Source organism: Chitinophaga sp. 05T412 (assembly GCF_056396465.1).
On the sequence record NZ_JBFTLN010000008.1, the window covers coordinates 216,874 to 241,322 of the forward strand.

The 24,449-nt window shown below is 46.0% G+C and carries 16 protein-coding genes; 6 read left to right on the forward strand and 10 right to left on the reverse strand.

Features of this window, described 5'->3' with window-relative positions:
• Positions 1-4 precede the first annotated feature (4 nt).
• The 5 genes from AC1DFM_RS19000 (at position 5) to AC1DFM_RS19020 (ending at position 8,436) form a co-directional block, all read left to right on the forward strand.
• Positions 5-1,678 (forward strand): alkaline phosphatase family protein, encoded by a 1,674-nt coding sequence (locus AC1DFM_RS19000; RefSeq protein WP_477078325.1) that lies wholly within the window; start codon positions 5-7, stop codon positions 1,676-1,678.
• 26 nt (positions 1,679-1,704) lie between these two features.
• Positions 1,705-3,366: a LamG-like jellyroll fold domain-containing protein gene (locus AC1DFM_RS19005; RefSeq protein WP_477078326.1), complete on the forward strand. Its 1,662-nt coding sequence runs from the start codon at positions 1,705-1,707 to the stop codon at positions 3,364-3,366.
• A gap of 210 nt (positions 3,367-3,576) precedes the next feature.
• Positions 3,577-4,821, forward strand: coding sequence for a 6-bladed beta-propeller (locus AC1DFM_RS19010; protein ID WP_477078327.1), 1,245 nt, complete (start codon positions 3,577-3,579; stop codon positions 4,819-4,821).
• A gap of 4 nt (positions 4,822-4,825) precedes the next feature.
• Entirely contained in the window at positions 4,826-7,651 is a 2,826-nt protein-coding gene (locus AC1DFM_RS19015; RefSeq protein WP_477078328.1) for a hypothetical protein, read from the forward strand.
• Positions 7,652-7,821: 170 nt separating this feature from the next.
• Positions 7,822-8,436, forward strand: coding sequence for a hypothetical protein (locus AC1DFM_RS19020; protein ID WP_477078329.1), 615 nt, complete (start codon positions 7,822-7,824; stop codon positions 8,434-8,436).
• On the opposite strand, the gene AC1DFM_RS19025 is transcribed toward AC1DFM_RS19020, so the two are convergent.
• The 5 genes from AC1DFM_RS19025 to AC1DFM_RS19045 all read right to left on the reverse strand — a co-directional run bounded on the left by AC1DFM_RS19025 (position 8,424) and on the right by AC1DFM_RS19045 (position 19,478).
• On the reverse strand, positions 8,424-9,938 hold the full coding sequence (locus AC1DFM_RS19025) for a RagB/SusD family nutrient uptake outer membrane protein (protein WP_477078330.1): 1,515 nt from the start codon (positions 9,936-9,938) through the stop codon (positions 8,424-8,426). The two genes, AC1DFM_RS19020 and AC1DFM_RS19025, sit on opposite strands and share 13 nt — an antisense overlap.
• An 18-nt stretch (positions 9,939-9,956) precedes the next feature.
• Positions 9,957-13,358, reverse strand: coding sequence for a SusC/RagA family TonB-linked outer membrane protein (locus AC1DFM_RS19030; RefSeq protein ID WP_477078331.1), 3,402 nt, complete (start codon positions 13,356-13,358; stop codon positions 9,957-9,959).
• Positions 13,359-13,689: 331 nt separating this feature from the next.
• Positions 13,690-16,185 (reverse strand): zinc-dependent metalloprotease, encoded by a 2,496-nt coding sequence (locus tag AC1DFM_RS19035; protein ID WP_477078332.1) that lies wholly within the window; start codon positions 16,183-16,185, stop codon positions 13,690-13,692.
• Positions 16,186-16,312: 127 nt separating this feature from the next.
• Positions 16,313-18,769, reverse strand: coding sequence for a zinc-dependent metalloprotease (locus AC1DFM_RS19040; RefSeq protein ID WP_477078333.1), 2,457 nt, complete (start codon positions 18,767-18,769; stop codon positions 16,313-16,315).
• Between the two features lie 61 nt (positions 18,770-18,830).
• Positions 18,831-19,478, reverse strand: a complete 648-nt coding sequence (locus AC1DFM_RS19045; protein WP_477078334.1) for a hypothetical protein — start codon at positions 19,476-19,478, stop codon at positions 18,831-18,833.
• Positions 19,479-19,637: 159 nt separating this feature from the next.
• On the opposite strand from AC1DFM_RS19045, the gene AC1DFM_RS19050 reads away from it, so the two are divergent.
• On the forward strand, positions 19,638-20,684 hold the full coding sequence (locus AC1DFM_RS19050; protein ID WP_477078335.1) for a linear amide C-N hydrolase: 1,047 nt from the start codon (positions 19,638-19,640) through the stop codon (positions 20,682-20,684).
• Positions 20,685-20,777: 93 nt separating this feature from the next.
• Here the strand turns inward: AC1DFM_RS19050 and AC1DFM_RS19055 are convergent, their stop codons facing one another.
• From AC1DFM_RS19055 to AC1DFM_RS19075, 5 genes are all read right to left on the reverse strand, one after another.
• The gene (locus AC1DFM_RS19055) at positions 20,778-21,305 is read right to left on the reverse strand and encodes a DUF3237 domain-containing protein (protein ID WP_477078336.1); all 528 of its coding nucleotides are present in this window, start codon (positions 21,303-21,305) and stop codon (positions 20,778-20,780) included.
• 36 nt (positions 21,306-21,341) lie between these two features.
• Complete coding sequence (locus tag AC1DFM_RS19060; RefSeq protein ID WP_477078337.1) at positions 21,342-22,199, reverse strand: RNA polymerase sigma factor; 858 nt, start codon at positions 22,197-22,199, stop codon at positions 21,342-21,344.
• Between the two features lie 132 nt (positions 22,200-22,331).
• Positions 22,332-22,454, reverse strand: a complete 123-nt coding sequence (locus tag AC1DFM_RS19065; protein ID WP_477078338.1) for a hypothetical protein — start codon at positions 22,452-22,454, stop codon at positions 22,332-22,334.
• 108 nt (positions 22,455-22,562) lie between these two features.
• Positions 22,563-23,711 carry an IPT/TIG domain-containing protein gene (locus tag AC1DFM_RS19070; RefSeq protein WP_477078339.1) on the reverse strand — a complete coding sequence of 383 codons (1,149 nt, stop codon included), beginning with the start codon at positions 23,709-23,711 and terminating at the stop codon, positions 22,563-22,565.
• Between the two features lie 9 nt (positions 23,712-23,720).
• The gene (locus AC1DFM_RS19075; protein WP_477078340.1) at positions 23,721-24,443 is read right to left on the reverse strand and encodes a DUF4397 domain-containing protein; all 723 of its coding nucleotides are present in this window, start codon (positions 24,441-24,443) and stop codon (positions 23,721-23,723) included.
• Positions 24,444-24,449 lie beyond the last annotated feature (6 nt).

The following is a 24,449-nucleotide window of genomic DNA, read 5'->3' on the forward strand; positions in this document are numbered from 1 at the left end:
AGCTATGATAAAAAGATTATTTCCCCTGGCAGGCTTACTGCTGTTACTGGCAGCCTGTTTTAAAGAAAAAATGGCCGTAGTGGATTCGCCGGTGGATATCAATCCGAAAGATACCACCAGTGCCCCGGTTACCACTGCCGTGAAACGGAAGGTATTGTTCATCGGTATTTCCGGCGTCCGTGGAGATGCCATGCGTACCGCGCAGGCGCCTCATATGTTGGGACTATTGCCTAATGCCATCTATAGTTTTGATGCGTTAACGAAGGCGCCTACCAACAGTGGCGCTACCTGGTCCACTTTGCTGACCGGCGTATGGAGCAATAAACACGGTGTTACCAGCAATGCCTTTTCGGGTAATAATTTTACCCGTTATCCTATTGGGCTCAAATACCTGAAAACACTGGCGCCTCAGCTGCGTACGGTATCTGTGCAATCCTGGTCTGTGTTGAACAGCCAGTTGTTTGGCCAGGCAGATGTAACGGTAAACCTGCCGGATAACGATGCTGCGGTACGTGACACCACGGTGAACCGTATTACAACAGACAATGCTGATGTTGTTGTTGCAGGTTTCAGCGGCGTGCAAACGGCTGCCCATCAATATGGCTACGGCCCGGGCATACCGGAATACATGACGGCTATTACTACTGTAGATGCTTACATAGGCGATTTGCTGGCGGCGGTTAACAGCCGGCCCAATAAAGACAAGGAAGACTGGTTGGTGATCATCACCTCCGATCATGGTGGTACCGGCAAAGGAGAGGGAAGCAGCTCTTTTGAAGAGCGTAACATTTTTACGCTTTTTACTAACGCGAAATTTGCCAAACATGAAGTAGTGCCGCCGCTGAATTCCTTAAAGGCTGTTCGTTATGCATCTATTGGCGACTACAGCTATTCCAAAGATCCTTTTTATGATTTTGACCGAATAAAAAAGTTCACGGTAGCCATATCGGTGAGGTCTTCCACATTTGCGGGCGGCGATCCTCCTTTTATCGGCAACAAGAGCTGGGCCAGTGGAAACAATGCCGGTTGGCTGTTATGTCCGAAAGGCAATGATAAATGGAAGTTTCAGGCAGGTGACGGCGCTGGTGGTGCCCGTGTGGATATCACCTCCAGCGGACCCGTTATTACGGATAATAAATGGCATACCGTGGCGGTAACCATTGATCGCAGTAGTGCGCCTGGCACGGTAGTGCTTTACCAGGATGGCGTGCAGGTGGGCACCAGCTCACTGAACAACTTATCGCGCTTTGCCCCTACGAGTGACCTGAAACTAGTAGTAGGAGATGACATCTCCGGCACTTATCGGGATACTGATGGCAACTGCGATTTTTCGCTGGCTAATATTCGTATATGGGATACCGTTTGGACAAAGGCAGACATGGCCAAGTATGCTCATTGTGATACAGTTCAAACCGGCAATCCATATTATTCCCGTATGATAGGCTGGTGGAAAGGAATCGAAAACACCGGTGGTACTTTGAATGATGCAGGTCCGCTTAAAAAAGACCTGACGTTTAACAATGCGCCACAGTGGGTAGCGCAGGAAATTGATTTCTGTAATACGGCGATACCGGCGCCGGTACCGCAAAGTGTGGATATCATGCCTACCTTATTATCCTGGCTGCGCATCACCGTAGATCCGGGTTGGAATTTAGATGGTATTTCCTGGCTGCCTTAATTTATCAGTGACCTTAAAGATTTATCATGAACAGATATATATTATTGCCCGTTTTAGCTTGTGTGCTGTACTTTATGGGCAGTTGTAACAAGCCGGAGTTATTTGACCATCAGGTTACCCCTGATTCGTTGCCGCCTGCTGTTAAAAAGAAAGTGCTGGTGATAGCCATAGAAGGTGCACGGGGACAGGTGGTTCGGGATGCTGCAGCGCCTAACATCAAAGCGTTGCTACCCAACAGTGTATACAGCTGGGATGCCGTAACGGATACGTCTACACGCGATGCGGCTGCCTGGGCCAGTTTATTCACCGGGGCCGTGAACTACAAGAACGGGGTAACGGGTGCTGCTTATGCAGGTAATAACCTGGCAGCCTACCCTTCTTTCGTGCAGCGGCTGGCCGACAGATCGCTCAAGATTACCAGCATTAGCAGCAGTGCTTCGTTCAATGATACACTGGCAGGAGTGACTACCCTGGTGAAAACGACCGGTAATGACGTAGCAACAAAGGATTCCGCCATAGGCCGCCTGCAGCATAGCAATCCTGATGTGTTGGTAGTAGCTTTCAGTGGTGTAAATGCAGCTGGTGTTCAGCATGGTTTTACTGCTAACGCGACCGCCTATACGGACGCTATTCACCAGGTAGATGCTTACATCGGCGAAATACTGAGCGCACTCAAAAGCAGGAGTAATTATAATCTGGAAGACTGGTTGATTATAATTGGTTCTAACCATGGCGGCACGGACGACGGCAGCTATGGTGGCAGCACTTTCCCGGAGCGCAATAACTTTCTTTTATATTACAACCAGCGCCTTACCGGGCAGGTATTGGAACTGCCGCCGGTGAATGTACCTTACGAAGGTAGTTTTCCATTTTTTTATCGTAAAGATGGAAAAGACCATGCGGCCTATTCCAATGATCCGCTCTTCCACTTCGGTGCTACACAGGACTTTACTATTGAATTTAATATACAAACCACCTATGACGGCGATGATGACCACGGTGTGATTGCCAATAAAAACTGGGGTAGTGGCGGAAACACCGGCTGGGTGATTTATAAAACCAATGGGAACCTTCGCCTGAACTATAAAGGCGCCAGTGGCTCCCGGGTGGATGTGCGCAACGGCCCACCGGTGGCAGACGGTAAATGGCATCATATCTCCGTTACTTTTGACAGGAAGGGTGTAGTGAGTTTTTATAAAGATGGGAAGTTCTTTGTGTCTGGTCCAAGTATCAAAGACATGGGCACAGTAGATGCCGGCTTACCTTTTGTAATAGGTACCGATGGAACGCTGAACTACGGCTACAATGGAGCCGATGGTTCCGGTGATAACTACATTGCCGATATCCGGGTTTGGAATAGCGTACTAACTGAGTCGGTGATTTATGACTGGTCGTTCAGAACGGTTACCAAAGGACATCCCAACTATGCCTCGCTGATCGGTTACTGGAAAGCCAATGAAGTACCCACTGGTAATTTTATTAAAGACGATAGTCCCAGTGGTGCAGACCTCACCATTTCTAACGGCCTGCGTTGGGATGCCAAAAAAGATATCCTGAATCCTTCTGATGTAGATGCCACTTTATTAGTGCCTCATTCCATGGACCTCGCAGTAAACGTGCTGGCGTGGATGGGGGTGAAAATGAAATCGGATTGGATGCTGGATGGCAAAACCGCGATTGTACAGTAATAGCCGCCATTCAATACTCAGTGCCCTGCGCCATAGCGCGGGGCTTTTTTTGTTCCACGAATTTATCTATCTCCCGAAATACAAAAATTAAAATAAATTTTACGTTACATTTAAATGTTCGTACATAGTAGCAGTAGTACTTGAAAAGTTGGATGTGGTGGCGCTCCTATGCCTGAGTGGAGGATTAAAGCCATAAATTTCCCCATCACAATGCAAATAAAGAAAACTGTCCTGTTATCCTGGTTGACCTTTTGTTGGCTGTCATGTTCTGCACAGATAATTCCTGAAAAGTTATTTATTGATCCCGGGAACGCTTTCGGAGGAAGCGCCAGCAGTATGTTTTCTGCGGTTCGTTATATTCCCCTGGAAACAAAGAAGGAAAGCTTTTTCGGTGAAATTGACCAATTAGTGGTGACACCGGAATATTTTATTGTACTGGATTATGCCACTGATGCCATTTTATTTTTTAATAAAGATGGCAGCTATCATCATAAGCTGAAGAAACTACGTTTTGATAAAAATTTTTCTCATGCTCCCGGGACAATGGATCGCAGCATCGCGTCTTTCCAGGTAAGCAGGGGGAAGCAAGAATTGCAGGTGGTTTCCGTGTATGAAAATAACGTGGTCTACCTGTTCAACTTTGAAGGACAACGTATAGGCAAGCAGGTGATGCCGACAGAAACGGTCGGCCATTTCCAGTTACCGGATTCCACTATGATATATTGGCAACGGCGTCCTTTTGATTACGATAAGCTAAAAGGATTTATCCCATACGATATTTCATTTGGCCGGCATTTAGATAGCCTGCAGTACCTGCTCCCATTTAATTTTAAGCATACGGCACTTTATGGGGAGATGGGTGTTAACCTGGTGCCATTTTCCCCTGGCAGTCGGGAAGATCGTTGCTTTTTTATACCTGAGATGGACTTCAATGTATATGAGCTGGATCGTAAGGGCATTGCGAAACAGTATCGTCTGATATTTCCCATGTCCTTATCACTGCCAGCTGATTTTATCAATGATAGTACCTATGTGGGTAAACGGAAAGCATTTATAAAAGACCAGGATTATATTACACAAATCATGTGCTTTAACCAGGTGGGTAACTACCTGATTTTTGATCTGCGAAGTCTGACTGGTAAGTCAGGAGCATCCTACCCACTGTTATATAGTCTGAAAACCAAACGCTGCTTCCGGCTGGATCATATTGCGGCTGATACCTCGTCGTCTTATTTGCCTGTGAATGTAGACTATCCAAGTTATCTTCTCCGGATATTAACAACTGATGCAGATAGCTATTACAGTGGTTTTTCCTCCCTGAGATTTTTTGCCGAAAAAGAGAGCGGTCCCAGTCATGGTGTGCAATACAACGATACGATAACAAAATATTTTAAGACCCAGAACTGGAAAAGTAACCCTGTTATTATACAGTTAACACCTAAAGACAATCTATAGCTGCATGAAGCCATTATTCTTTCTGAGCATTTTTGTATTGATCACTACCATTGCTTTTTCGCAAAAAAAAGATAGTACCTGGACAGGCGCCGCCAAAGGCATTGTACGGGATTCTATACACGATTATAATTTACCGGCGGCTACATTGGCAGTTTACCTGGTCAAAGATTCCAGTTTGATCAGCTACCAGTTGTCGAATGGCTTCGGTGAGTTTCATTTCACCACACTGCCGGTAAAACAGCCGTTGCGGATAGTGGTCAGCTATATGGGCTACCGTAGTTTCGCGAAGAAATTTATCATCGCCGATGATGAGGTCGATTTAAAAATGCTGAACCTGGAGCGGGGTGAAAATAGTTTGAAAGAAGTGGAAGTAATTGCCGTGCCGCCAGTACAAATGAATGGCGATACACTCGAATTTAATGCCGATGCTTTTAGGCTGGACCCCAATGCCCAAACTGAAGACCTGCTGCGGGTATTACCAGGTGTAACACTTTGGGGAGATGGCACTATTACCATTAACGGACGGGAAGTGAAAAGTGTTTTGGTAGATGGGAAGCCCTTCTTTGGCGGAGATAAAAGAGTGGCCACGCAAAATATTCCGAAAGACGCCGTAGATAAGATACAGGTATATCAAAAAAGCAAAGACCCGAAACATGCATTGGATTCTACTACCGAAATAAATATAAAACTCAAAGCCAATAAGCGCATGGGGCATTTCGGAAAAGTTGCTGCCGGCTATGGCTCCGACGAGCGCTTTGAAGCAGATGCGAGTTTGAACTTTTTTTCGCCGGGCATGCAGCTGGGGATCGTGGGCGCCGCCAATAATATTAACAAGGAAGCCAGTAGCACAGACGAGTTGTTGCGCAATAGTACCTTTAAAGGGGTAGGAGCAGGAACGGAATACCAGTCGAGGTTTAACGCGTCGGGCATCAATCAGCCCAGGTCCGGTGGGGTAGTGTTTCAGCGGGATTTTATCCCCAATCCTGATTACAGTCATGAGAACCGGCTGAACATGAGTTATTTTTTAAAGAATAATTTAAACGACGTAGCAAGTAATCTCAAAACAATTACCTCCCTGGGAAAAGATAGCTCCCTGGTGCAGGAGGATCAGTCGGGCAGCCAGTCCACCAACACCAGTCACCGCTTTTCATCGAGATATGATATACTGAAAGATTATAACCGCTTCTACGCTGGCGCTGCTTTAAATGCGGATATCACAAATAATAATAGCAACAGTGAAAGCAGTGTGTATAATAGCGGGAACGTGTTACAAAGCACCAATCATGAGCGGAATCAAAGTAATAGCGACGCCAAAAGTCTGATACTGGAAATCGGTACTAAACATATCACCTCCAAAGAGCAGCGGAACCGGCGTCCCCGGCAGTACGACATTGCCTATTCCTTTGTTGCCGCCGGTAATAACAATGATAAACTACAACAGAGCCAGTTTACCATGATGGCAGATCCTACACAAAACAAGTTGTTTGATCGCCGGTATAACACGCGTGCTAACGACACCAAACAGCATTTGGTATTGGGAGTAGGAGATCTGGCGCCCTGGATATTTGGCCGTTGGCTGCAGTCGATACGAATGGAGTTATACAATGGCCTGGATGTAAATACGCATCACGAAACGAACGAGGTAGCGGATAAAGACGGTGCAAAAGATACGTATATACTCAACCGTTATCTAACCAACGACAGCAGGTATACCACGGTGGATGAAAAACCGGCCCTGAATCTAAGCAGGAGTTTTTCGAAGTGGCTGCCTAACCGTTATTCAAAAAACCTGACTATCCAAATGTCGGCGCAGGCACAATTCTATCAGTTACAAAATCATTCCGACCGGGATTTTCAAAATATCAACCGTAGTTATCAACGCTTCATACCAACTGCCGATATCAGCTATAATAATTACCAGATGGGTGCATTTGCAGATAATTATTCTGTGAAATTCGCGGCCAGCAGTCAGTATCCCATTTCTTCGCAGCTGGTACCCCTGGTAGATAGTGCCAATCAGTATTATATCCAGTATGGTAATGTTGATGTAAAGCCTGCTGATAAGAAGGAGTTATCCTTTAATTTCAGTCATTATACTATTGACAGGCACAATGATTTCAATTACAACATCGGGGTAGACATTGGTATGATCAATAATAGTTTTGCTGATAGTAGTATTACGGATCAGCAGGGACGTAGCCGTCATTACCTGGTAAATGCAGACGGCAACCGGTACCTGAACGGACGTGCTAATGTGAGTAAGTCATTTAAATTAAAAAATCACCAGCTGCAAATCAGCGTCAATGCTTTCCTTCAGATGAACCGTACCCCTAATAGTATTGGTGGCATTTGGAATACTTCCAACAACAGGATAAGCAATAGTCAGCTTCAGCTGTATTACTCATTTAAAGATATTTTTAGCGCCATCCTGGTGCAGCGGTTTGCCTGGTACCATTCAAAGCAGGATGGTATTAATGCCAATGAATTGCATAATCGCACTAATGAAACCAGTTTTAGCGCCAGTGCAAATTGTACGAAACGCCTTTCCCTGAGCAGCAATATTAATTTTAATCAGAACAAGGCTTCGCAGTCGGCCGCCATCAATTTTACCATCTGGAATGCTTACGCCTCTTACCGTTTCATGAAAGGAAATAACCTGGAGTTAAAGCTGTCTGCCATGGACTTGCTGCACCAGAATACCAGCATTGTTAATTATGGGAGTGTCAATGTGATCCGGTATGGTACCACGAGTGTATTACAGCAGTATTTTATGACTACTGTAGTCTGGTATCCCCGGAAGTTTGGAAAGAAGAATACGGCAGTGGAATAACGACAATGGTTATACGTAATGATTAAGTTGTAAATTGGCGCCGATTAATGATGATACCTATGTTCCGTCGCACCCTATTATTGTCTTGTGTGTTTTTTTCTCTGTGCCTGCAGGGATTTTCCCAAAAAAGTAAAACATTTTTCGCGCATTCGGCGGGTATATCCGCTTTTGTGGGAAATGAAAATTATGGAAAGGGCGGCCTTTCCTACGCGCCCCGGATTAACTTTCTGTGTTTATCCAATGATGCTACTTTTTCGATAGGTAGTCATTTGGCGGCGGGCGGGAGTTTTGGAGAACATGGTTATAACTCCAAAGATACCGGGATTCAGATAGGTGGAAATAATGCCTACGATTTACCGGTATTATTAGCTTATAATTTCGGGAATGGGGCCACTCGTATTGCAACAAAAAGGTTGGGAGGATATGTGGGGATGGGCTATGGCTGGCATACTCACCGGCAAAGCTATTTTGAGCGGGACCGCGGGCATTTCCAGGTGAATAGTACCATAGGTGGGCCTATGATGGAAGCGGGGTTTCGGTTTGCACCGGGACGTGCTTCTTTTGGCTTACATGTTTCGCATATGATGAATGTAAACGGCAGTAACCCAAGAGGGTTGACTGGTATGACGGTGATATCGTTCCAGTATAACCTGGCCACCTGGATGCCCCGGAAAGTACCGAAAGCGATCCCACGTGGCTCTTTTCCGGGAAGGCCGATAAAAAAAAATCCTTCCCGTTCAAAGAAGGAGAAGGATTTTTATAACATGGATCACTACCAGAAGTAACCAGGGTTTTGTGTTAATGCCGGATCATTTTTTATTTCATCCGGAGGGATAAACAGTAGCAACTGATGATCTGACCAGGGTTGCTTTTGTGATAACGCGCCCAGTACCTGTGCAGCTTTGCCGGTACGTTTCAGGTCAAACCAGCGATGTCCCCATTCACCGAATAATTCTATCTGCCGTTCATGTGCAATGGCATCCAGCAAAGCTTCTTTTGTGGCGGCTTTGGTGTTGGGCAGCGCTGCTCTGGAGCGAAGGATATTAATATCTGCGGCTGCGCCGGAGAGGTCCTGTTGTTGGGCGCGGGCTTCTGCGCGGATCAGGTATTGTTCTGCCATCCGCAGCACAGTATAGTAGGGATGAGGGAATTCCGCAGTTGCCGTGATTCGCTCATACTTGCGTACAAAGCGGTACTGGGTACCATTCCAGGGTGCAGCATTGGGGGCCGTCAGACTGTCGGTCCATTTGTCTTTCCGGAGGTCACCGGATTCGAAGGCATTGACCAGTTGATCAGTCATAAAATAGTTGGGGAGGAGTGCGATAACGAAACTTTCAAAGTTTACCGGATCGAGAAAGAACTCCCGGTCGGCTGGAGGAATCATAGAAAGGCTAAACTGCGGCATTAAATACATTGTTTCAGGCATTATATCCACCCCTGCACTGACGGAGGAGAACTTCAGGCACCAGATGGTTTCACGACTGGTGGCACTAAAGGCCTGATCGATAGCAGGCATACTAAATTGTCCGCTATTAATCAGTATAGAGGCTTGTTCTTCCGCTTCTTTCCATTGTTTGTTATACAGGTAATGTCTGGCCAGTAATGCAATAGCAGCATATTTGTTAGGACGTACTTTGCTGCCTTGTGTGATGGCAAAGTTATCGGGTAACAGCTGGATGGCAGCTGTCAGGTCTGCAAGGATTTGCTGGTTTACCTGTTCTATTGGATGGCGCTTTTGGAGAGATTCCGTCAGTGGATCGGCTGTTAGTGGCAGCGGAATTTCGCCGAAAAGATTCGATAAATAGAAGAAGCAATAAGCTCTGGCGAAGTGGCATTCTCCATTTAACTGGCGCTTTATGCTATCTGTCATGGTAGGCGACGTAGCAGCTGCCACACCTGCCAACACAGCATTGGCAGTATACACCGCTTTGTAAGCGGTACCCCAAAAAGGGGCCATTACCATTAGGTTGTCCAGCTTGAGTTTATTGCTATAGAATTGATAGTCGATAGGATTAGAGGCGCCTGCAAAAGGGACCAGTTCATCAGCCATCATTCCGCCGTAGACAGTCATAGTGCCACTACTGAAAGAAGGTTGTTTGCTGTTGGTCATCAAGGTATAGTAGATACCGGACAATGCAGCCGTGGCTTTGTCTGGATCGTTGAAAACAGTTGATGTATTAATGGAATTGATGGGTGGATCAATTTCTATCAGTTTCTTACAGGCACTGGTGGAGAGCAGCAAGCCAAGTGATAATATAGCTGCCCTTTTTTTATTGCGATATATCATGAGTACGGTGATTGGTAATTAAAAAGAAACATTACAACCTAAAGTAACGGTACGGATTGATGGAGCACCCCCTAGCAGATCCGGATCTATAGCAGATTTATAGTTGGTCAGCAGCCATAAGTTATCAGCGCTCAGGTGAAATGACAGTCCCTGCATATGTGCTTTCATCACCCGGGAAGTTGGCATTGACCAGGATAATTGCATACTGGATAGCCGTAGTATATTGGTCATAGTGTAGTTTTTGTCAGAAGACAAAAACCGGGTTGCTGCTGTTGCATCTGCTGCATTTAATGGTGGAAGTAAGGCCTGGTTGTTTTCCGGTGTCCAGCGGTTGTTATATTGCCAGATGGATACATTGACATCTTTAATCATACCTGATTGGTTATATCCAATGGTTTTATATCCGCGTTTGAAATTAAAGGTTGGGCTGATGCTCCAGTTTTTGTAACGGAGTAAGCCGGAGAAGCCTGCACTGAATACAGGGTTCAGATCCAGGAAGCGGATTCTGTCATCGTTACCGGTGCCAGGGGGAATACTATTATTGCTATTGATTTGTCCGTCGTTATTTGCATCTGTATAGTAGCCCAGGCCGGTTTTTGCATCTACGCCCAGGTAATGATATAATGCGATGTTGTTCAATGATTCACCTATTTTATAGGTAGTGGCATAAGGCGACAATTCCAGGTTGGGGTAGGACAGTAATTTATTTCGTTGGATATTGAAGTTCAGGTTTAGGTTAAGGGAGATGTTTTTATTTCGGATAACCGAGGTGTTGGCCATAAAATCCACACCGGAGTTTTGTACATTGGCGATTGAGTTAGCGGTGATAGTGTTAAAACCGGTGAAATTAGGTAATGGATAGCCGATTAACTGGTTATTGCAGCGGTTGCGATACCAGTCGGTGGAAAAATTCCATTTATCCCGGAAGCTGAACTCCAGGCCGAGTTCCAGTTGTTTATTGGATTGCCAGTGAAAATTTTGGTTAGCAGCCAGCGTTTCCATTAAGGGAGTGATATTGTTGTATTCGGAAATAACATTAGTGGCCACATTGGTACTTATCAGGTATTCCCATTGAGAGAGGTATTGATAATCTCCAACACCATCGCTGCCGGTCAGGCCATAGCTGGCGCGCACTTTCAGGAAGCTGAGTATTTTAGGTAATATTTTTTTGGCCCAGGGTTCTTCACTGATAATCCATCCTGCGCCCGCCGACCAGAAATTACCAAACTGTTTACCCGCACCAAAACGGCTGCTGCCATCCCTTCTACCACTTAGGTTCAGCAGGTATTTATCTGCTAAGTTATAATTGATGCCAGTGAAGGCGCCTATATATTTATATTGGCCACTTTGATTTTTTACAGTAACAGTGGGAGCCGCGGCAAGGGTGTTAATCATATCGTCGGATAAATAGCCAAGACCCAGAATGTAGTTAGTTTGAGTGGTGTTAGCCTGGTAAGTTCCTCCCACTAATACATTTAATATGCCGTTGCCCAGCGATTTACTCCAGTTCAACTGTGGTTCCACGCTCAGATTATTTACCTGGGTGCTGCCATTAGTATGATTACCGCGGGCAAGCACACCACTTACGGATTGTGGTGAAGCAGCTGCTACCGGGGTTATATTGTCGCCGGTATTATGAGACATATTGTAGCCGATTTGTGTGGAGATGTCCAGCCCTTGTGCCAATGTATAGCCCACGTTAAACCCGGCATTGAGGCGGGAAGTTTTGGATGTTGTGGTTTCTTTTAACCCGGCAAAAGGGAAGGCCATTCCTGCTTTTTTATACGCAGCATAATTCAGGTTGCCCAGATTGTCAAACGCATCAGGTGCATTTGGCGCCATGATAGCAGACTGCGCTACATGGCCCAGCGAAGTATTGTTGGAGCTGAGATAGAAAGCGCTGATACTGGTTTTTAGTTTGTTATTGTTGCTGTGGTTATCCAGTTTGAATAACACACTGGCAGAATTTGTATTGGCATTGGAAGGCGTAATATCTGTTTGTTTGGTATAGTTGGCAGATACCAGGTAAGCACTGTTGGCGGTGCCACCGGTAAGTTGCGGATTTACACTGGTATAAAGGCCGGTACCTCCGTACATGTATTTTTGCCAGTTGGTATACCGGGTTGTATCGGCGATCATGATTTCGGGTGCATATCCCGGGGTACCCGGCACTTTGGAAGGGGTTAAGCCAGCATTGGCATAAGATTCTCTGCGCATGGCTATAAATTGTTTGGTATCCAGCATGGGTTGGTAACGGATCACGCTTTTTACCCCCTGGTTCAATGCCATGGAAAATTTAGTGTTACCTGGTTTTACTTTTTTAGTAGTGATCAGGATCACGCCATTCGCACCACGACTGCCATAAATAGCGGTGGCGCCGGCATCTTTCAATACTTCTATAGATTCAATATCGGCAGGGCTCAGACCAAATATGGGGCTTTGTCCTGCGCCTATTGCCTGATCCAGTCCAAATGAGATAATGCTGGCATTAGGATTATCGCCATCGTTTGGCCCCCCTGTGTTAAGATCCATCACTGTTTGCGGTACCCCATCTATGATATATAATGGTTCTGAAGAAACAAATTTGTTGATGGAATTCCTGCCTCGTACTTCTATTTTTATGGGAGATGTTGGAGATGCATTGGCCCTGGTAATCTGCAATCCAGGTACCCTGCCCTCCAACGCCAGTAAAGGGTTTTGTATCGGTAGATCTGCCAGCTCTTTACCACTTACAGTTACAATATTACTGGTATTGAAACGTTTGCTCGTAGTTCCATAGGCTTTTACTACCACCTGGTCCAGCAGGTTGTTGGAAGGAGTCAGGAAGATAGCCATTTCCGGCTCCACAATGACTTTTCGATATTTTTCATATCCTACATAACTCACCATGATTTCTTCTCCCAGCATCACACCTTTGAGTATAAATTCACCTTTTTCATTAGTGAGTGTAGTTCTTTTGGTAAAGGAAGAAGAAACAGACGCATTTTCCAGCGGTACGTTATTTATCCCGGTATATAATTTGCCTTTCACGGTAATAGTAAAGCTATCTGCCACCGCAGCAGTGGCTTTGTCCAGGCGCGCCACTTTGGGCCTGGTATTCACAGAAATCACCTTATTCGTTACTTCATAACGAAAGGGGGTGTTTTCAAATATCTGTTGTAAAGCAGTCGTTACTTCTACGTTTTTCAACGCCACGCTGACTTTCTGATCGGTGTCGCGCAGATTTTTGGAATAGACGAAGTAATAGCCGGTTTGTTTTTCTACTTCTTTACATATTTTCTCCAGCGGTGCATTGTTCACCGATAAAGTAACCTTTTGTGCCAGCAAGGTGCCCGGTATCATGGTGGCAAGGAATAAGCAAGGCATATGCAATAGTCGCTGCATAGCCGCTCTCTTTACAAAGAGAGGTAAAACATTCATTTTTCGCATGTAACTAAACCTTGTTTAGATTATTGGTTGTTAGTGTCAGGAGTTTTACCTGAGCTACAGTCATTGACGCATCCGTTGCAGTATGGCTGATATGGATGTTGGCAATTCTAACTGTCCCCTTTTATATCCGTTAGCATGGTAGTTGTTCACTGCCGTGCAAATTACTGATTAAAACACGCTGATGAAAGCATTGAACTAGTCATTTTTCAAAGAAAAATATTTGTCATATGAACACTCATAAGGAAACCCGGTGGGCATATACCCGCCGGGTTTTACATTCATAGGTAATTTTCTCTGGATAGTTATTGCTTATGAAAACTCGTTACATTTTTTTCGCCAGTAATTGGATTTTCTCCTCCATAGCCGTCAGGTGCGCTATGGTAGCGGCATCTGCGGCGCGTGGAATCGCTTTCCGAATAGCAGCGGCTACGTATTTAATGTCAGCTGCCGCAATGGAAGATGCTTCTGATTCACTTATTTCCGGCTTTGCATCGCGGGTAATTTTGTACAACGCACCCAGGTAGGTTTGCTGCATGTGGCGATGGAAGGCATCTATTTTCACGGTACCGTTGTTCAGATCAGACCAGATCCCTTTATGTAGTAAGGACATATATTCCGTGATCCCCAATGTTTTTTCTGCACCAAAGCGGCGTTCCAGCATCATCACATAGTTGAGTCTTTTTACATCCAGCAGGCTGTTCACCGTATTGGTTTGCATGACATCCACCGGTGATATTTCAGCAGGATTGGCCACCAGGTCGCGAATAGCGGGATCTATCAGCCACATGGGTGTATTAAAAAGTTCTTCATTGAAGAACTGCAGCGCTGCTACCTGTTTGGCTTTAGGTACGGCAACATAGGCTGGTTGGTCATCGTGATCGCCACGTACGGTGTATTGTACCGCCGCAATATTTTTAGCTACATGTACCAGGTAGCGGTGATATTGCTGGTTTACATTTTCATACATGCTTTTTAACGCTTCGCGGTGACCATCTTCCACATAGGTCCATGTTTTCAGGTTGGCCATTACACGTTTCAGGTTTTTGATACCGTAGACGCTTGCTTTGGCCGCATCGTCGCCCAGGTCTTCGGTCTGGCAGCGGGGATCAATTTTGCGGCTTTCTCCATCACCAAACCAGAGGCGGTTGTTGGCAGCCAGGCGTTGTGTCACCAGTTTACGCATGATTTTCTGGTCTTCTTCCGCATTGGGTGCATTATTGAGCTTGTATCCAAATTCAATCGCCCATTTATCATATTCACCAATGCGTGGGAATAACAGCTCCTGTGGGATGCGGTCTTCCGGTTGTGCTACGTAGTTAAAGCGGGCATAATCCATGATGCTGGCGGTATGACCGTGTTTGCGCAGGTAGTTGATATTGCGTAAACTGTCTACCGGTGTTTGGCTGCTGCTGCCGAAGTTATGACGTAAGCCCAGTGTATGGCCTACTTCATGGCTGGATACAAAGCGGATCAGTTGTCCCATGGTTTCCTCATCAAAGGTAGCGGTGCGGGCTTTCGGATCATTCGGCCCTGCCTGCACCATGTACCAGTCGTGTACCAGTTGCATCACATTGTGATACCAGCCAATATGTGTTTGAATGATTTCACCGCTCCGTGGATCATGGGTATTAGGTCCGTAAGCATTGGATATTTCTGAAGCGAAATAATTGATAAACGAATAACGTACATCTTCCATATGCATGGAAGTATCATTTTCCGGCCATTCTTTTGCGATGATGGCGTTTTTAAATCCGGCTTGTTCAAAAGCGGCCTGCCAGTCGTTGACGCCCATGATCAGGTATTTGCGCCATTGTTTCGGCGTAGCCGGATCAATGTACAATACAATAGGTTTAGCGGGTGCTACTATTTCGCCATTCAGATAGCGTTGCAGGTCTGCTGGTTTAGGTTCCAGTCTCCAGCGGTTAATAAATTCCCGCTTTTCTACTTTTTGTTGTGCATCCCCATATTGCGTATAGTAGTCGGCAAAATAGCCTACGCGGTCGTCCACAAATCTCCGCTGCATGGGCTTTTCAGGCAATGCAATGAAAGAAGTATTGGTTTCCAGTGTAGCTGGTCGTGGAGGAATAGGAGCGGAGAAAAAGCCGGTAGATATTGGTTTGGTAGTACCATTCTTGGTAATCGCAATTTCCACATTTTCCGGTAAAGCGAGCACTGAAGATACTTCCAGGTCTTTCATGGTTTTTACATCCAGCGATGCTTTCAGTGCCTCATGTCCATCACCGGAATTAACGAATGAATTTACATCCCGGAGAAATTTGCTCATGTCAATCACATAACTGGCAGAATCTTTCCCATAGGCTTTGATAGGGAAGGTGGCGATCACCGGATTGAGATTGGAGGCCGTTACTGCCCGGTAAATAGCATTGGAAGAATCGGCATCGCTGATCACCAGGTTTAAACGTACGCGGATACTTTCATTGGGTCCTTTCTCAAAAATAACGGTGTTGTTATCCAGTTCTTCACCGGGATAAGCGCTGGTTCCACCTGGCGCTTTTTTAATGCGGTTTACAACGAGAATATCTCTGCCCAGCAGTTGATMGCTGATTTCAAAGAAGATGCTGTCCATCTCTTTAGTACTATGTACTGTAAAGAGCCCTTTCTGTGTGATCATGTTGGCAGTGATGACACTGTTATAGGGCTTGATGCCGTTCTTTCCTGGTGCAGGAACGGGCTTGGCCGCTGCTGTAGGTGTTGCTGCTGCAGCAGCTTTCTTTGTCTTTTTGTTGCCACCCTTGAATACGGCACAGGAAGCCATAACGGAGACAAGCGGAATATAAACGTAATAGTAGCGTTTCATTGTATGAGAACGAAATGATTTTTGGTAAGTAATAATCTGGGAATTGTACGTTGGATGTGCGTGAAATAATGCGTATCTGTCTTATAACACTTACTGTAAATGATTGAACTAGTGATCCGTGATATTTTTACAAAACCAGCGTGGATAAGCGTGTAATACGATCCTTCAGATCCCCGAGGTGCAATTTGGTAATAGGGTCAGCCGCCAGAGGTAATGCTTTCGCGATCATGTTGTTGACAATTTTTATTTCCGTGCTGGCAATACTGGCAACTTCCGACATACTGATTTCACTTTCCTTCGATGTGGTTAGTGTGAACAAGGCACCGATATAGGCTTTCTGCATATTGCGGTGATAGGCATCTATAGTGATAGTACCCTTGTCCATGTCCGGCCATATAGCCCGGCGTAGCAGCGGTATCAATTCTTCTACGGTGACGGTTTTTTCCGGTCCAAAGCGTCGGGTGAGGTCAAGTAATGGAATGATCTTCGCGGGACTAAACGCCATGCTGACAGCTCTGATCTGCATGTCTTCAATATAATTCCGGGTATAGGGCAACTGGAATTTATTCAGTAATGCGGAATCCACTAACCATGTGGGTGTTGTGAATAAATGATTGCACACAAAAGTAATGGCGGCAAGTTGTTTTTCTTTTGCCACGGGTTCGTAAGAAGGTTTATTGCCGGCATCCAGTCCCACCGTATAATTAACACCACCTACCACGCTGACGGTTTGGCGCATATAGTTCATATACTGACTGATGATACCTTCATACAAACGATTCATGTTTTTGCGGGTATGTCCTTCTTCCTCCGACCATTTTTCGAGGTTGGCAGCAACCCGTTCCAGGTTTTTCATACCCAGTTCGTTGGCTTTGGCATTGTCATCTCCGAGGTCTTCGGTCTGACAGCGGGGATCACCCTGGCGACTTTCACCATCTCCAAACCACAAACGGTTGTTGGCGGCAAGGCGTTGTGTAATCAGGTCGCTCATTATTTTGTTGTCAGCTTCGGGAGTGGTGGCTTTGGTGCGTTTGTATCCCCATTCAATCGCCCATTTATCATATTCATTGATACGTGGGAACAGCAGTTCTTCCGGAATATGATCCTCCGGTTGCGCTACATAGTTGAAACGTGCATAGTCCATGATACTGGCGGTGTGGCCATGTTCGCGCAGGTAGGTAATGCTACGCAGACTATCCACGGGTGTTTGACTGCTGCTGCCAAAGTTATGGCGTAATCCAAGCGTATGGCCTACTTCATGGCTGGATACAAAGCGGATCAGTTGCCCCATCAATGCCTCATCAAATACCGCCTGCTGTGCGCGGGGCACATTAGGACCGGCCTGGATCATGTACCAGTCGTGCAGCAGGTCTACAATGTTGTGATACCAACAGATATTGGTTTGTATGATTTCACCGCTGCGCGGATCGTGTACATTAGGTCCGTAAGCATTGGAGATATCTGACGGCAGATATCTAAGTACGGAATAACGCACATCTTCCATATTCATGGCGCTATCATTTTCCGGCCATTCTTTGGCGGAGATGGCATTTTTGAATCCTGCCTGTTCAAAGGCTACCTGCCAGTCGTTGATGCCCATGATCAGGTATTTACGCCATTGTTTGGGTGTAGCAGGGTCAATGTAAATGAGAATAGGTTTGGTGGGTTCAACCAGCTCGCCGTTATAGTAGCGTTCTCTGTCTTCGGGTTTGGGCTCCAGTCGCCAGCGGGTAATTATTTCCCTTTTTTTTACTTCCTGTTGCTGATCATTGAACGCTATATAGCTATCTGAAAAAAATCCTACGCGTTCATCACCAAACCGTATTTGCATAGGCGTATCCGGCAGTGCTATGAAGGAGGTGTTGGTTTCCAGGGATACAGGCATCGGTTCTTTGCTGTACAGTGTTTTGGTGGCGGTACCATTTTTGCTGATGGCAATTTCCACGTTAGAGGGATAGGTGCGGATGGCGGTTACTTCGTGCTCTTTCATGCTGCTTACCACCAGGAACTTCTCTATTTCCGTATTCTCTGCTTTATTCACAAAGCTGTTGGGATCTTTTAGTACAGCGGTCATATCTACCACATAACTGGTGCTATCCTTTCCATATGCGCGGATGGGGAGCTTAGCTATTACAGCGTTTGTGTTGGCGCTTTTAACAGCGCGGGCTATGATGTTGCCGGAGTCTGACCGGGAAGGCTGATAGTAGTATTTCAGCAGGAGGGTCTCATTTGGACCTTTTTCGAAGTAGATGGTGGTATTGGCCAACTCTTCTCCGGCATATACTTTCATACCGGCGCCTACTTTACGAATGCGATTGATGGTTAGTATATCTTTGCCCAGGAGGGATTGTCCGATTTCAAAGTACACCGTATCCCGCTCCCGGGTGCTGTGTACGGTGAATAGCCCCGGCTGCGATACCACGTCTTTTGTAATCACGTCAATATATGGCCGGATGCCGTTTTTTCCGGGCGTAAATGCAGGCGTGGCAGCTACCGTCTTTTTTTTATTCTTTTTGTTTCCACCATGTAGTACAGCGCAGGACGACAGTACCACTACCAGTGGAATATAAGCATAGCGATTCATCAGGGAATAAAAATTGATGTTGGTAATAAATATTCGGGGAAACGAAGTCAGGATAAGCATTTTACCGGAAGCAGCTGCCCACAGGGGCTGCGGTGAGTTGTTGTCTGACGGGAGTGCTCACGAACGGTAATAATGATAGTGTGCTATCGTTTACCAGGGATGATGTAGCAGGTTGCATGCCTGGTACTGTTTCCATAATCCGGAAGTAGCCGGTTACCCGTGTAGCCGCAGCTTCATCCCATAGTAGTACTACCGGGAATGTAGCGTGGGTGTTGCGGGTGAGGAAGCTGGCATTTCGAACATGTTCGCCGGTGCTGCGTAAATCGAGCAGGATACCGGTTTTTTGGCCGGCCCATTGATCCACCAGCGAGTTGGCGAGGAAATGGTAGCGATTTATCAGGGCGGCTACTTTTGCGTCACTGGCGGAATCCGGCAACGATATAAAAACGAAAGGCTGCCGGCTGCCCGATACAGGAAGTGAGCCGTATTGGGTGGCAAATGGTAAAGCAGGTGGTATTAATTCCAGGGAACCTTCTTCCGTGCCTTCTCCGATATTGGGAACGTGGTTGTCCGGCAACATCGTTCTTTCAGGCATCTCAATGCCACCAGGCGCGCCGTTCCGGGCGTTGCTGCAACTGTATAACGTGGTTGCGGTGAATAACAGCAGGACTCCCGTCTGCAGACAATTTAATTTTCTAAGCAGCATCATAATTTTGGCTATGAAATAATCTATAGCAGCTAAAACACGCKGGAAGAGGAAATGAACTAGTGAGGAAGAAAAAAAATAAGTACATCGCATTAGATTAATTGCTTATTCATCAAAACTTTTCTGCAGACTACTTGTTTAGAGATGAAAAATGATGTTCACATGAAACACTTCTTTTTAACATTTGCAGCATTGGGGATATTGTTGGGAATGTCCCGGCAGGAGCGGGTGGCGGCATGTACAAGAGCGGTATATAAAGGGCTGGATGGCCTGATTTTAACAGCCCGGTCGATGGACTGGAAAGAAGACATTAAAACCAACCTCTGGATTTTTCCGCGAGGAATGGCCCGTAACGGGGAAACCGGTACCAATACCGTGAAATGGACTTCCAAATATGGCAGCGTCATCGCATCTGCTTATGAGGTGTCCAGCACGGATGGGATGAATGAAAAAGGTCTGGTAGCCAATTTACTCTGGCTGGCAGAATCTAAATACCCCGAATGGGATCACCGTAAACCAGGGCTCACTATCGCCGCCTGGGTACAATATGTATTGGATAATTATGCAACAGTAAGTGAAGTAGTTACCGCGATGAGAAGCGAACCTTTTACTATCGTAACAGACAATGTACCGGGTATGGAAAGAACAGCTACCCTGCATTTATCTATTTCTGATGCCACCGGCGATAATGCTGTTTTTGAATATATAGATGGAAAACTGATGATCCATGAAGATAAAAAATATACCGTGATGACCAATTCACCCATTTTCGAAAAGCAGCTGGCATTGGAAGAATACTGGCGGGAAATTGGGGGGACGGTAATGTTGCCCGGCACCAACCGGGCCGCCGACCGTTTTGTAAGAGCAGCCTTTTATATTGATGCCATTCCTAAAACAGCAGATATGCGACTGGCAGCGGCCAGCGTTTTTAGTGTGATCAGGAATTGTTCTGTTCCATTGGGCATTTCAACGCCGGATCAACCCAATATCTCTTCCACCCGGTGGAGAACCGTAGCGGATCAAAAGAACCTGGTATACTATTTTGAATCTACGATTACACCTAATACGTTCTGGGTAAATTTTAAAGACGTGAATTTTTCGGCGAATGCACCGGTGCGGAAGCTGGTGCTGATTAACGGGGAAACCTATGCCGGCAATGCCACAAAGGCATTTGTGGATAGCAAGCCGTTTAAGTTCCAGGGGCTATAACGGTATAGTATATACGCAATTTATTATAATCAAGAAATAGAAAAGAGGTATCTCAAAAGTATTTTTTAAAGTACCTCTTTTCTATAATGCCTGTTATTTTATCGCATAGATGCGGTAATTCAATTGGCCTGGTCCGGTAAAACTGCCTACGCCAACGGCTACGGTATGATTCAGCCACGCATATTTAGGTGCGCTGGTTTCAAACACAGGTACTGATCTGAAGTAGTAGTCGTTCGGCGAAAGTTCATAGCCTTTTCCTTCCCGCATTAAAGCTGCATTTTTCCCGCTGGCGTAGCTATAGCCGGTATAACTAATGTAGATCAGGGCGCCGTCATCCGTTTGAATAGTGGCGCGAACATCCATTTTAAAAGTATTGGAATCTACGCTGAGTCCCCATTCTCCCCCACAGTCAATTATTTTACCAGTGATGTTGTCGCCCTTTATGGTACCGGATTTGAAGGGGAATATCAATCGGGTGCCTTTCAGTACGGGACCTATCACCTGTGGTGGGTTCAGGCTGAGTCCCAGGTCAAATAAAAAGGCGGATTTAAGTTCCTGCGCCTGCGTCCGGATGCCAAACCAGATAGAAAAAAAGAGAATCAGAAAGCATACTTTTTTCATGTGTGCGGGTTTTATTTTGTAAGACGAAATGACGATTTAGGGTATTTTAGCAACGGGTGTATCAAAGAAGTCGCTGACATCACCAATAGCTGTTCGGGTACATCGCATAATAATATCCTGCAGGTCGGTACCGGAGCTGTGTAAGGGATCAATGGCTTTTACCAGTAAGGTTCTCAGGTGAAAGAGTTCCGACCGGTTGAATTTTTTAGAGGCTTTCACCAACTCCAGTTTCATGCGTTCTTCCTGCTGATTTTGTTTGGGATTGAATATGCCATTCAGCTGGCTGCACTGGTCGCAAACACCATTTTTGTTGACCAGCGCACACCTGTTTTCAAAGATGCCGGTCAGGGTATTGCGGGCGTCATTCAGTAGATGTTTCACCACCCCTTCCGTTTTATCCAGGATCAGGCACATTTCTTTGACCGGAAAATCATAGATGTCTTTTAAGATCAGCGCCACCTGGTTTTCTATGGGTAGGGTTTTTGAGATGCAGGTAAAACAAAAATCGATGTGTTCTTTCATCTCATAAGTGCCGGTAGGGCTGTTCTGATGTACCAGCATAAATGCCTGTTGGATATCTCCGGAACCTATTGCCAGTGTGGCTCCCTGGTCTTGCGCGTCGACAGTCCATCGCCTGATTTTTTTCAGGTGATCATATGCGAGATGGGTCGCTATTTTAAATACCCAGGTTTTGAGCGATGACTCCTGTTGAAAGGTGGCTATTTTATCGAATGCCCTGATGAAGGTATCGTGCATCAGGTCTTCCACATCATTGCGATCTGTGAGTAAACGATACAGATATGATTTCAGCGGGTGTTGGAATTCGGCAAACAGGGTTTGAAAAGCATTGATATCTCCGGTCAAGGCTTGTTGAAGGATGTCTTCTTTGTCCATTTGATCCATTTTGTACTGCACAGTAATATGGGCAGCAGGTTTCCTGCGCCCTGTAAACATATTATAATAAATTCATTTTCCCACCATCAAAGTCAGCGATATGACTATTAAAGGGGCTATCATTTTCAGAAATCAGGAAGGCGGCGGTTTCGCGGTGCCGGCCACTTCTCCGGATGCCGCAAATACAACGGCTACTTTGTCTTTTAAGTTGTTCATTTTGTTTTGCTTTGTCTTTTTGACGATTGAGCGAAGCAAAACGATCGGGTTTTTAGAAAATAGTTTTGGGAGATGGCTTTCATGCTGGTGTACTATAACAAAAAAGGTTGGAGCATCGCTCCAACCTTTTCCTGCCAGCCGGCCAGTTTACCATAAGCCATAGGGCCAGGCGGTAAATCCATCTGTCTCATAAATAATACAATTGCCGGCTTTGTGCATTTTTAAAATCTGCCTACGTTCGCCATTGGGATAAACAGGTTGCTGTGGCGAATCGTTCATGGTGCCGGTGGCATATACCAGCCCATTTTCCCGGATAAAGCTCATATATCCGTGCAGGTTAGGGTTACCACCACCATATGGGTTATACACATAGTTGGTACACTCGATCTTAAATAATATAGGTTGCATCTGGCTTTCTGTGATTAACCCGATATGTACAGCATTGAGGAAAATTTCATACCCAGCCCCCACTTTGGCGCCATCGGCAGGCGTATAAACGCCGGCCTTATTCAGTGAGGCGTTATTGGGCAGAAACATGGTGCAGGCGATATCTCCCTTGACATATTTTCTCAGGGTATCACTCAGGTGGCTGTAGGTATCTGCATCGATGGCGTTTTGTAAGAAGGTACCTACCAGGTCCATACCAGGATCATTCATCAGATATTCCAGGATGTTGTTACCGGTAATGTCATCCCGTCTTACGGATAATTTAAACGGTGCATTTTGATAGATGGGACCTTTCAGCGTTTGCCAGCTCACCACTGCTTTGGTGCTAACGCCTGCCGGTACGATGAAGTGCGCCGTGTCAGCTTTTGCATCAACGACTTTAGCCGGTTTTCCATCCAGCCATATGTGCAGGTCGTTAGCGCCGTTGCCGAGGTCGCGGCCTGTTAATGCCACAGTATCACCGGCATATACGTAGAGCGGAGCGGCGGTTAAGATAGTGGGCGTGCCGAGGAGTCCGACAGACGGACCAATAGCTGTTTGGCGTCCTACGTGAATAATGAGTGTGCCGGTTTGGGTTTTCTCCGGTACCACCAGTGTTAAATGATTCTCTTCTACTGATACCAGTTTTACGGGTCTGCCGGAGAGAAACACGCTGGTTTCAAATCCGGTTTGACGGAAATATTTTCCGGATACCGTCAGCGTATCGCCTGCCTGTACTAAAGTGGGAGTCACTTGCGCGATCTCCGGGGTTTGAGCCTCCGGAGCGGTTGCATCCTGTTGGTTACGGCGACAACCACCTGCTAAGATACCTGTAGCAAACAGTAAAAGGAGTTGATGTGATAAGCGCATAAGTACAGTTTAGAAATTAATGATGGCAGAAAGATTGAATGTGGTATTCGGGTTGTCTGCCTGAGGGGCTTTATACCCACGGAAAATGAACGTATATGACCTGCCTGCGTAAACGGTAAATGCTTTCCGGACAATTGCCGGCGCTGTTTCTTCGGCACCTGTTCCCCTGATACGAAAAGAAGGATTATCTGTTGGCGGAATTTCGACAAAGGGCGTGATGGTCTTATACGACATGTTCTTTAAACCGGCTACAGGAGCCTGATTGATAAAGAAATCAACCGGGCCGCTGTCGGGCGACAAATGCACAAATCTGATGCGGGCTGTCTTTTCCGGGCGGTCGGCCATATTTTCTTCCGACATCAATACCGTGTAGAAGCCCAAACTGTCGGCCAGGTAAAAGGTGTACCAGGTGTCGGATTTCAGGGAGGCAAAATGTTCTGATACTTCCGCTTTTCCGCTGGTATCGGAGAAGCCTATACGATGTGGGCCGGGGGCTACCCAGCTGTAATTGGCATTGTTTAAAACGCCGGTGCCAGGTCCCATATCGTTGTATCCGCGGCTGGTGAGCCACGCGGTATCAATGAATATCAGGCTGGCTTTATCAATGAAAGCTGCACTGCCATTATAGATCATCACATGGCTCACCGGAATGGGCGCTGGTGCTACCGTATCCTTGTTACAGGCGCAAATAAGGAGTGTAAATAAAACGATCAGGTAATATACTGGTTTCATCTGTTG

What these genes read in the sequence shown, in the direction of transcription:
- AC1DFM_RS19000 (WP_477078325.1), top strand. Translation starts at nt 5, where the DNA reads ATGATAAAAAGATTATTTCCCCTGGCAGGCTTACTGCTGTTACTGGCA.
- AC1DFM_RS19005 (WP_477078326.1), top strand. Translation starts at nt 1,705, where the DNA reads ATGAACAGATATATATTATTGCCCGTTTTAGCTTGTGTGCTGTACTTT.
- AC1DFM_RS19010 (WP_477078327.1), top strand. Translation starts at nt 3,577, where the DNA reads ATGCAAATAAAGAAAACTGTCCTGTTATCCTGGTTGACCTTTTGTTGG.
- AC1DFM_RS19015 (WP_477078328.1), top strand. Translation starts at nt 4,826, where the DNA reads ATGAAGCCATTATTCTTTCTGAGCATTTTTGTATTGATCACTACCATT.
- AC1DFM_RS19025 (WP_477078330.1), bottom strand. Translation starts at nt 9,938, where the DNA reads ATGATATATCGCAATAAAAAAAGGGCAGCTATATTATCACTTGGCTTG.
- AC1DFM_RS19030 (WP_477078331.1), bottom strand. Translation starts at nt 13,358, where the DNA reads ATGAATGTTTTACCTCTCTTTGTAAAGAGAGCGGCTATGCAGCGACTA.
- AC1DFM_RS19040 (WP_477078333.1), bottom strand. Translation starts at nt 18,769, where the DNA reads ATGAATCGCTATGCTTATATTCCACTGGTAGTGGTACTGTCGTCCTGC.
- AC1DFM_RS19045 (WP_477078334.1), bottom strand. Translation starts at nt 19,478, where the DNA reads ATGATGCTGCTTAGAAAATTAAATTGTCTGCAGACGGGAGTCCTGCTG.
- AC1DFM_RS19050 (WP_477078335.1), top strand. Translation starts at nt 19,638, where the DNA reads ATGAAACACTTCTTTTTAACATTTGCAGCATTGGGGATATTGTTGGGA.
- AC1DFM_RS19055 (WP_477078336.1), bottom strand. Translation starts at nt 21,305, where the DNA reads ATGAAAAAAGTATGCTTTCTGATTCTCTTTTTTTCTATCTGGTTTGGC.
- AC1DFM_RS19060 (WP_477078337.1), bottom strand. Translation starts at nt 22,199, where the DNA reads ATGGACAAAGAAGACATCCTTCAACAAGCCTTGACCGGAGATATCAAT.
- AC1DFM_RS19070 (WP_477078339.1), bottom strand. Translation starts at nt 23,711, where the DNA reads ATGCGCTTATCACATCAACTCCTTTTACTGTTTGCTACAGGTATCTTA.
- AC1DFM_RS19075 (WP_477078340.1), bottom strand. Translation starts at nt 24,443, where the DNA reads ATGAAACCAGTATATTACCTGATCGTTTTATTTACACTCCTTATTTGC.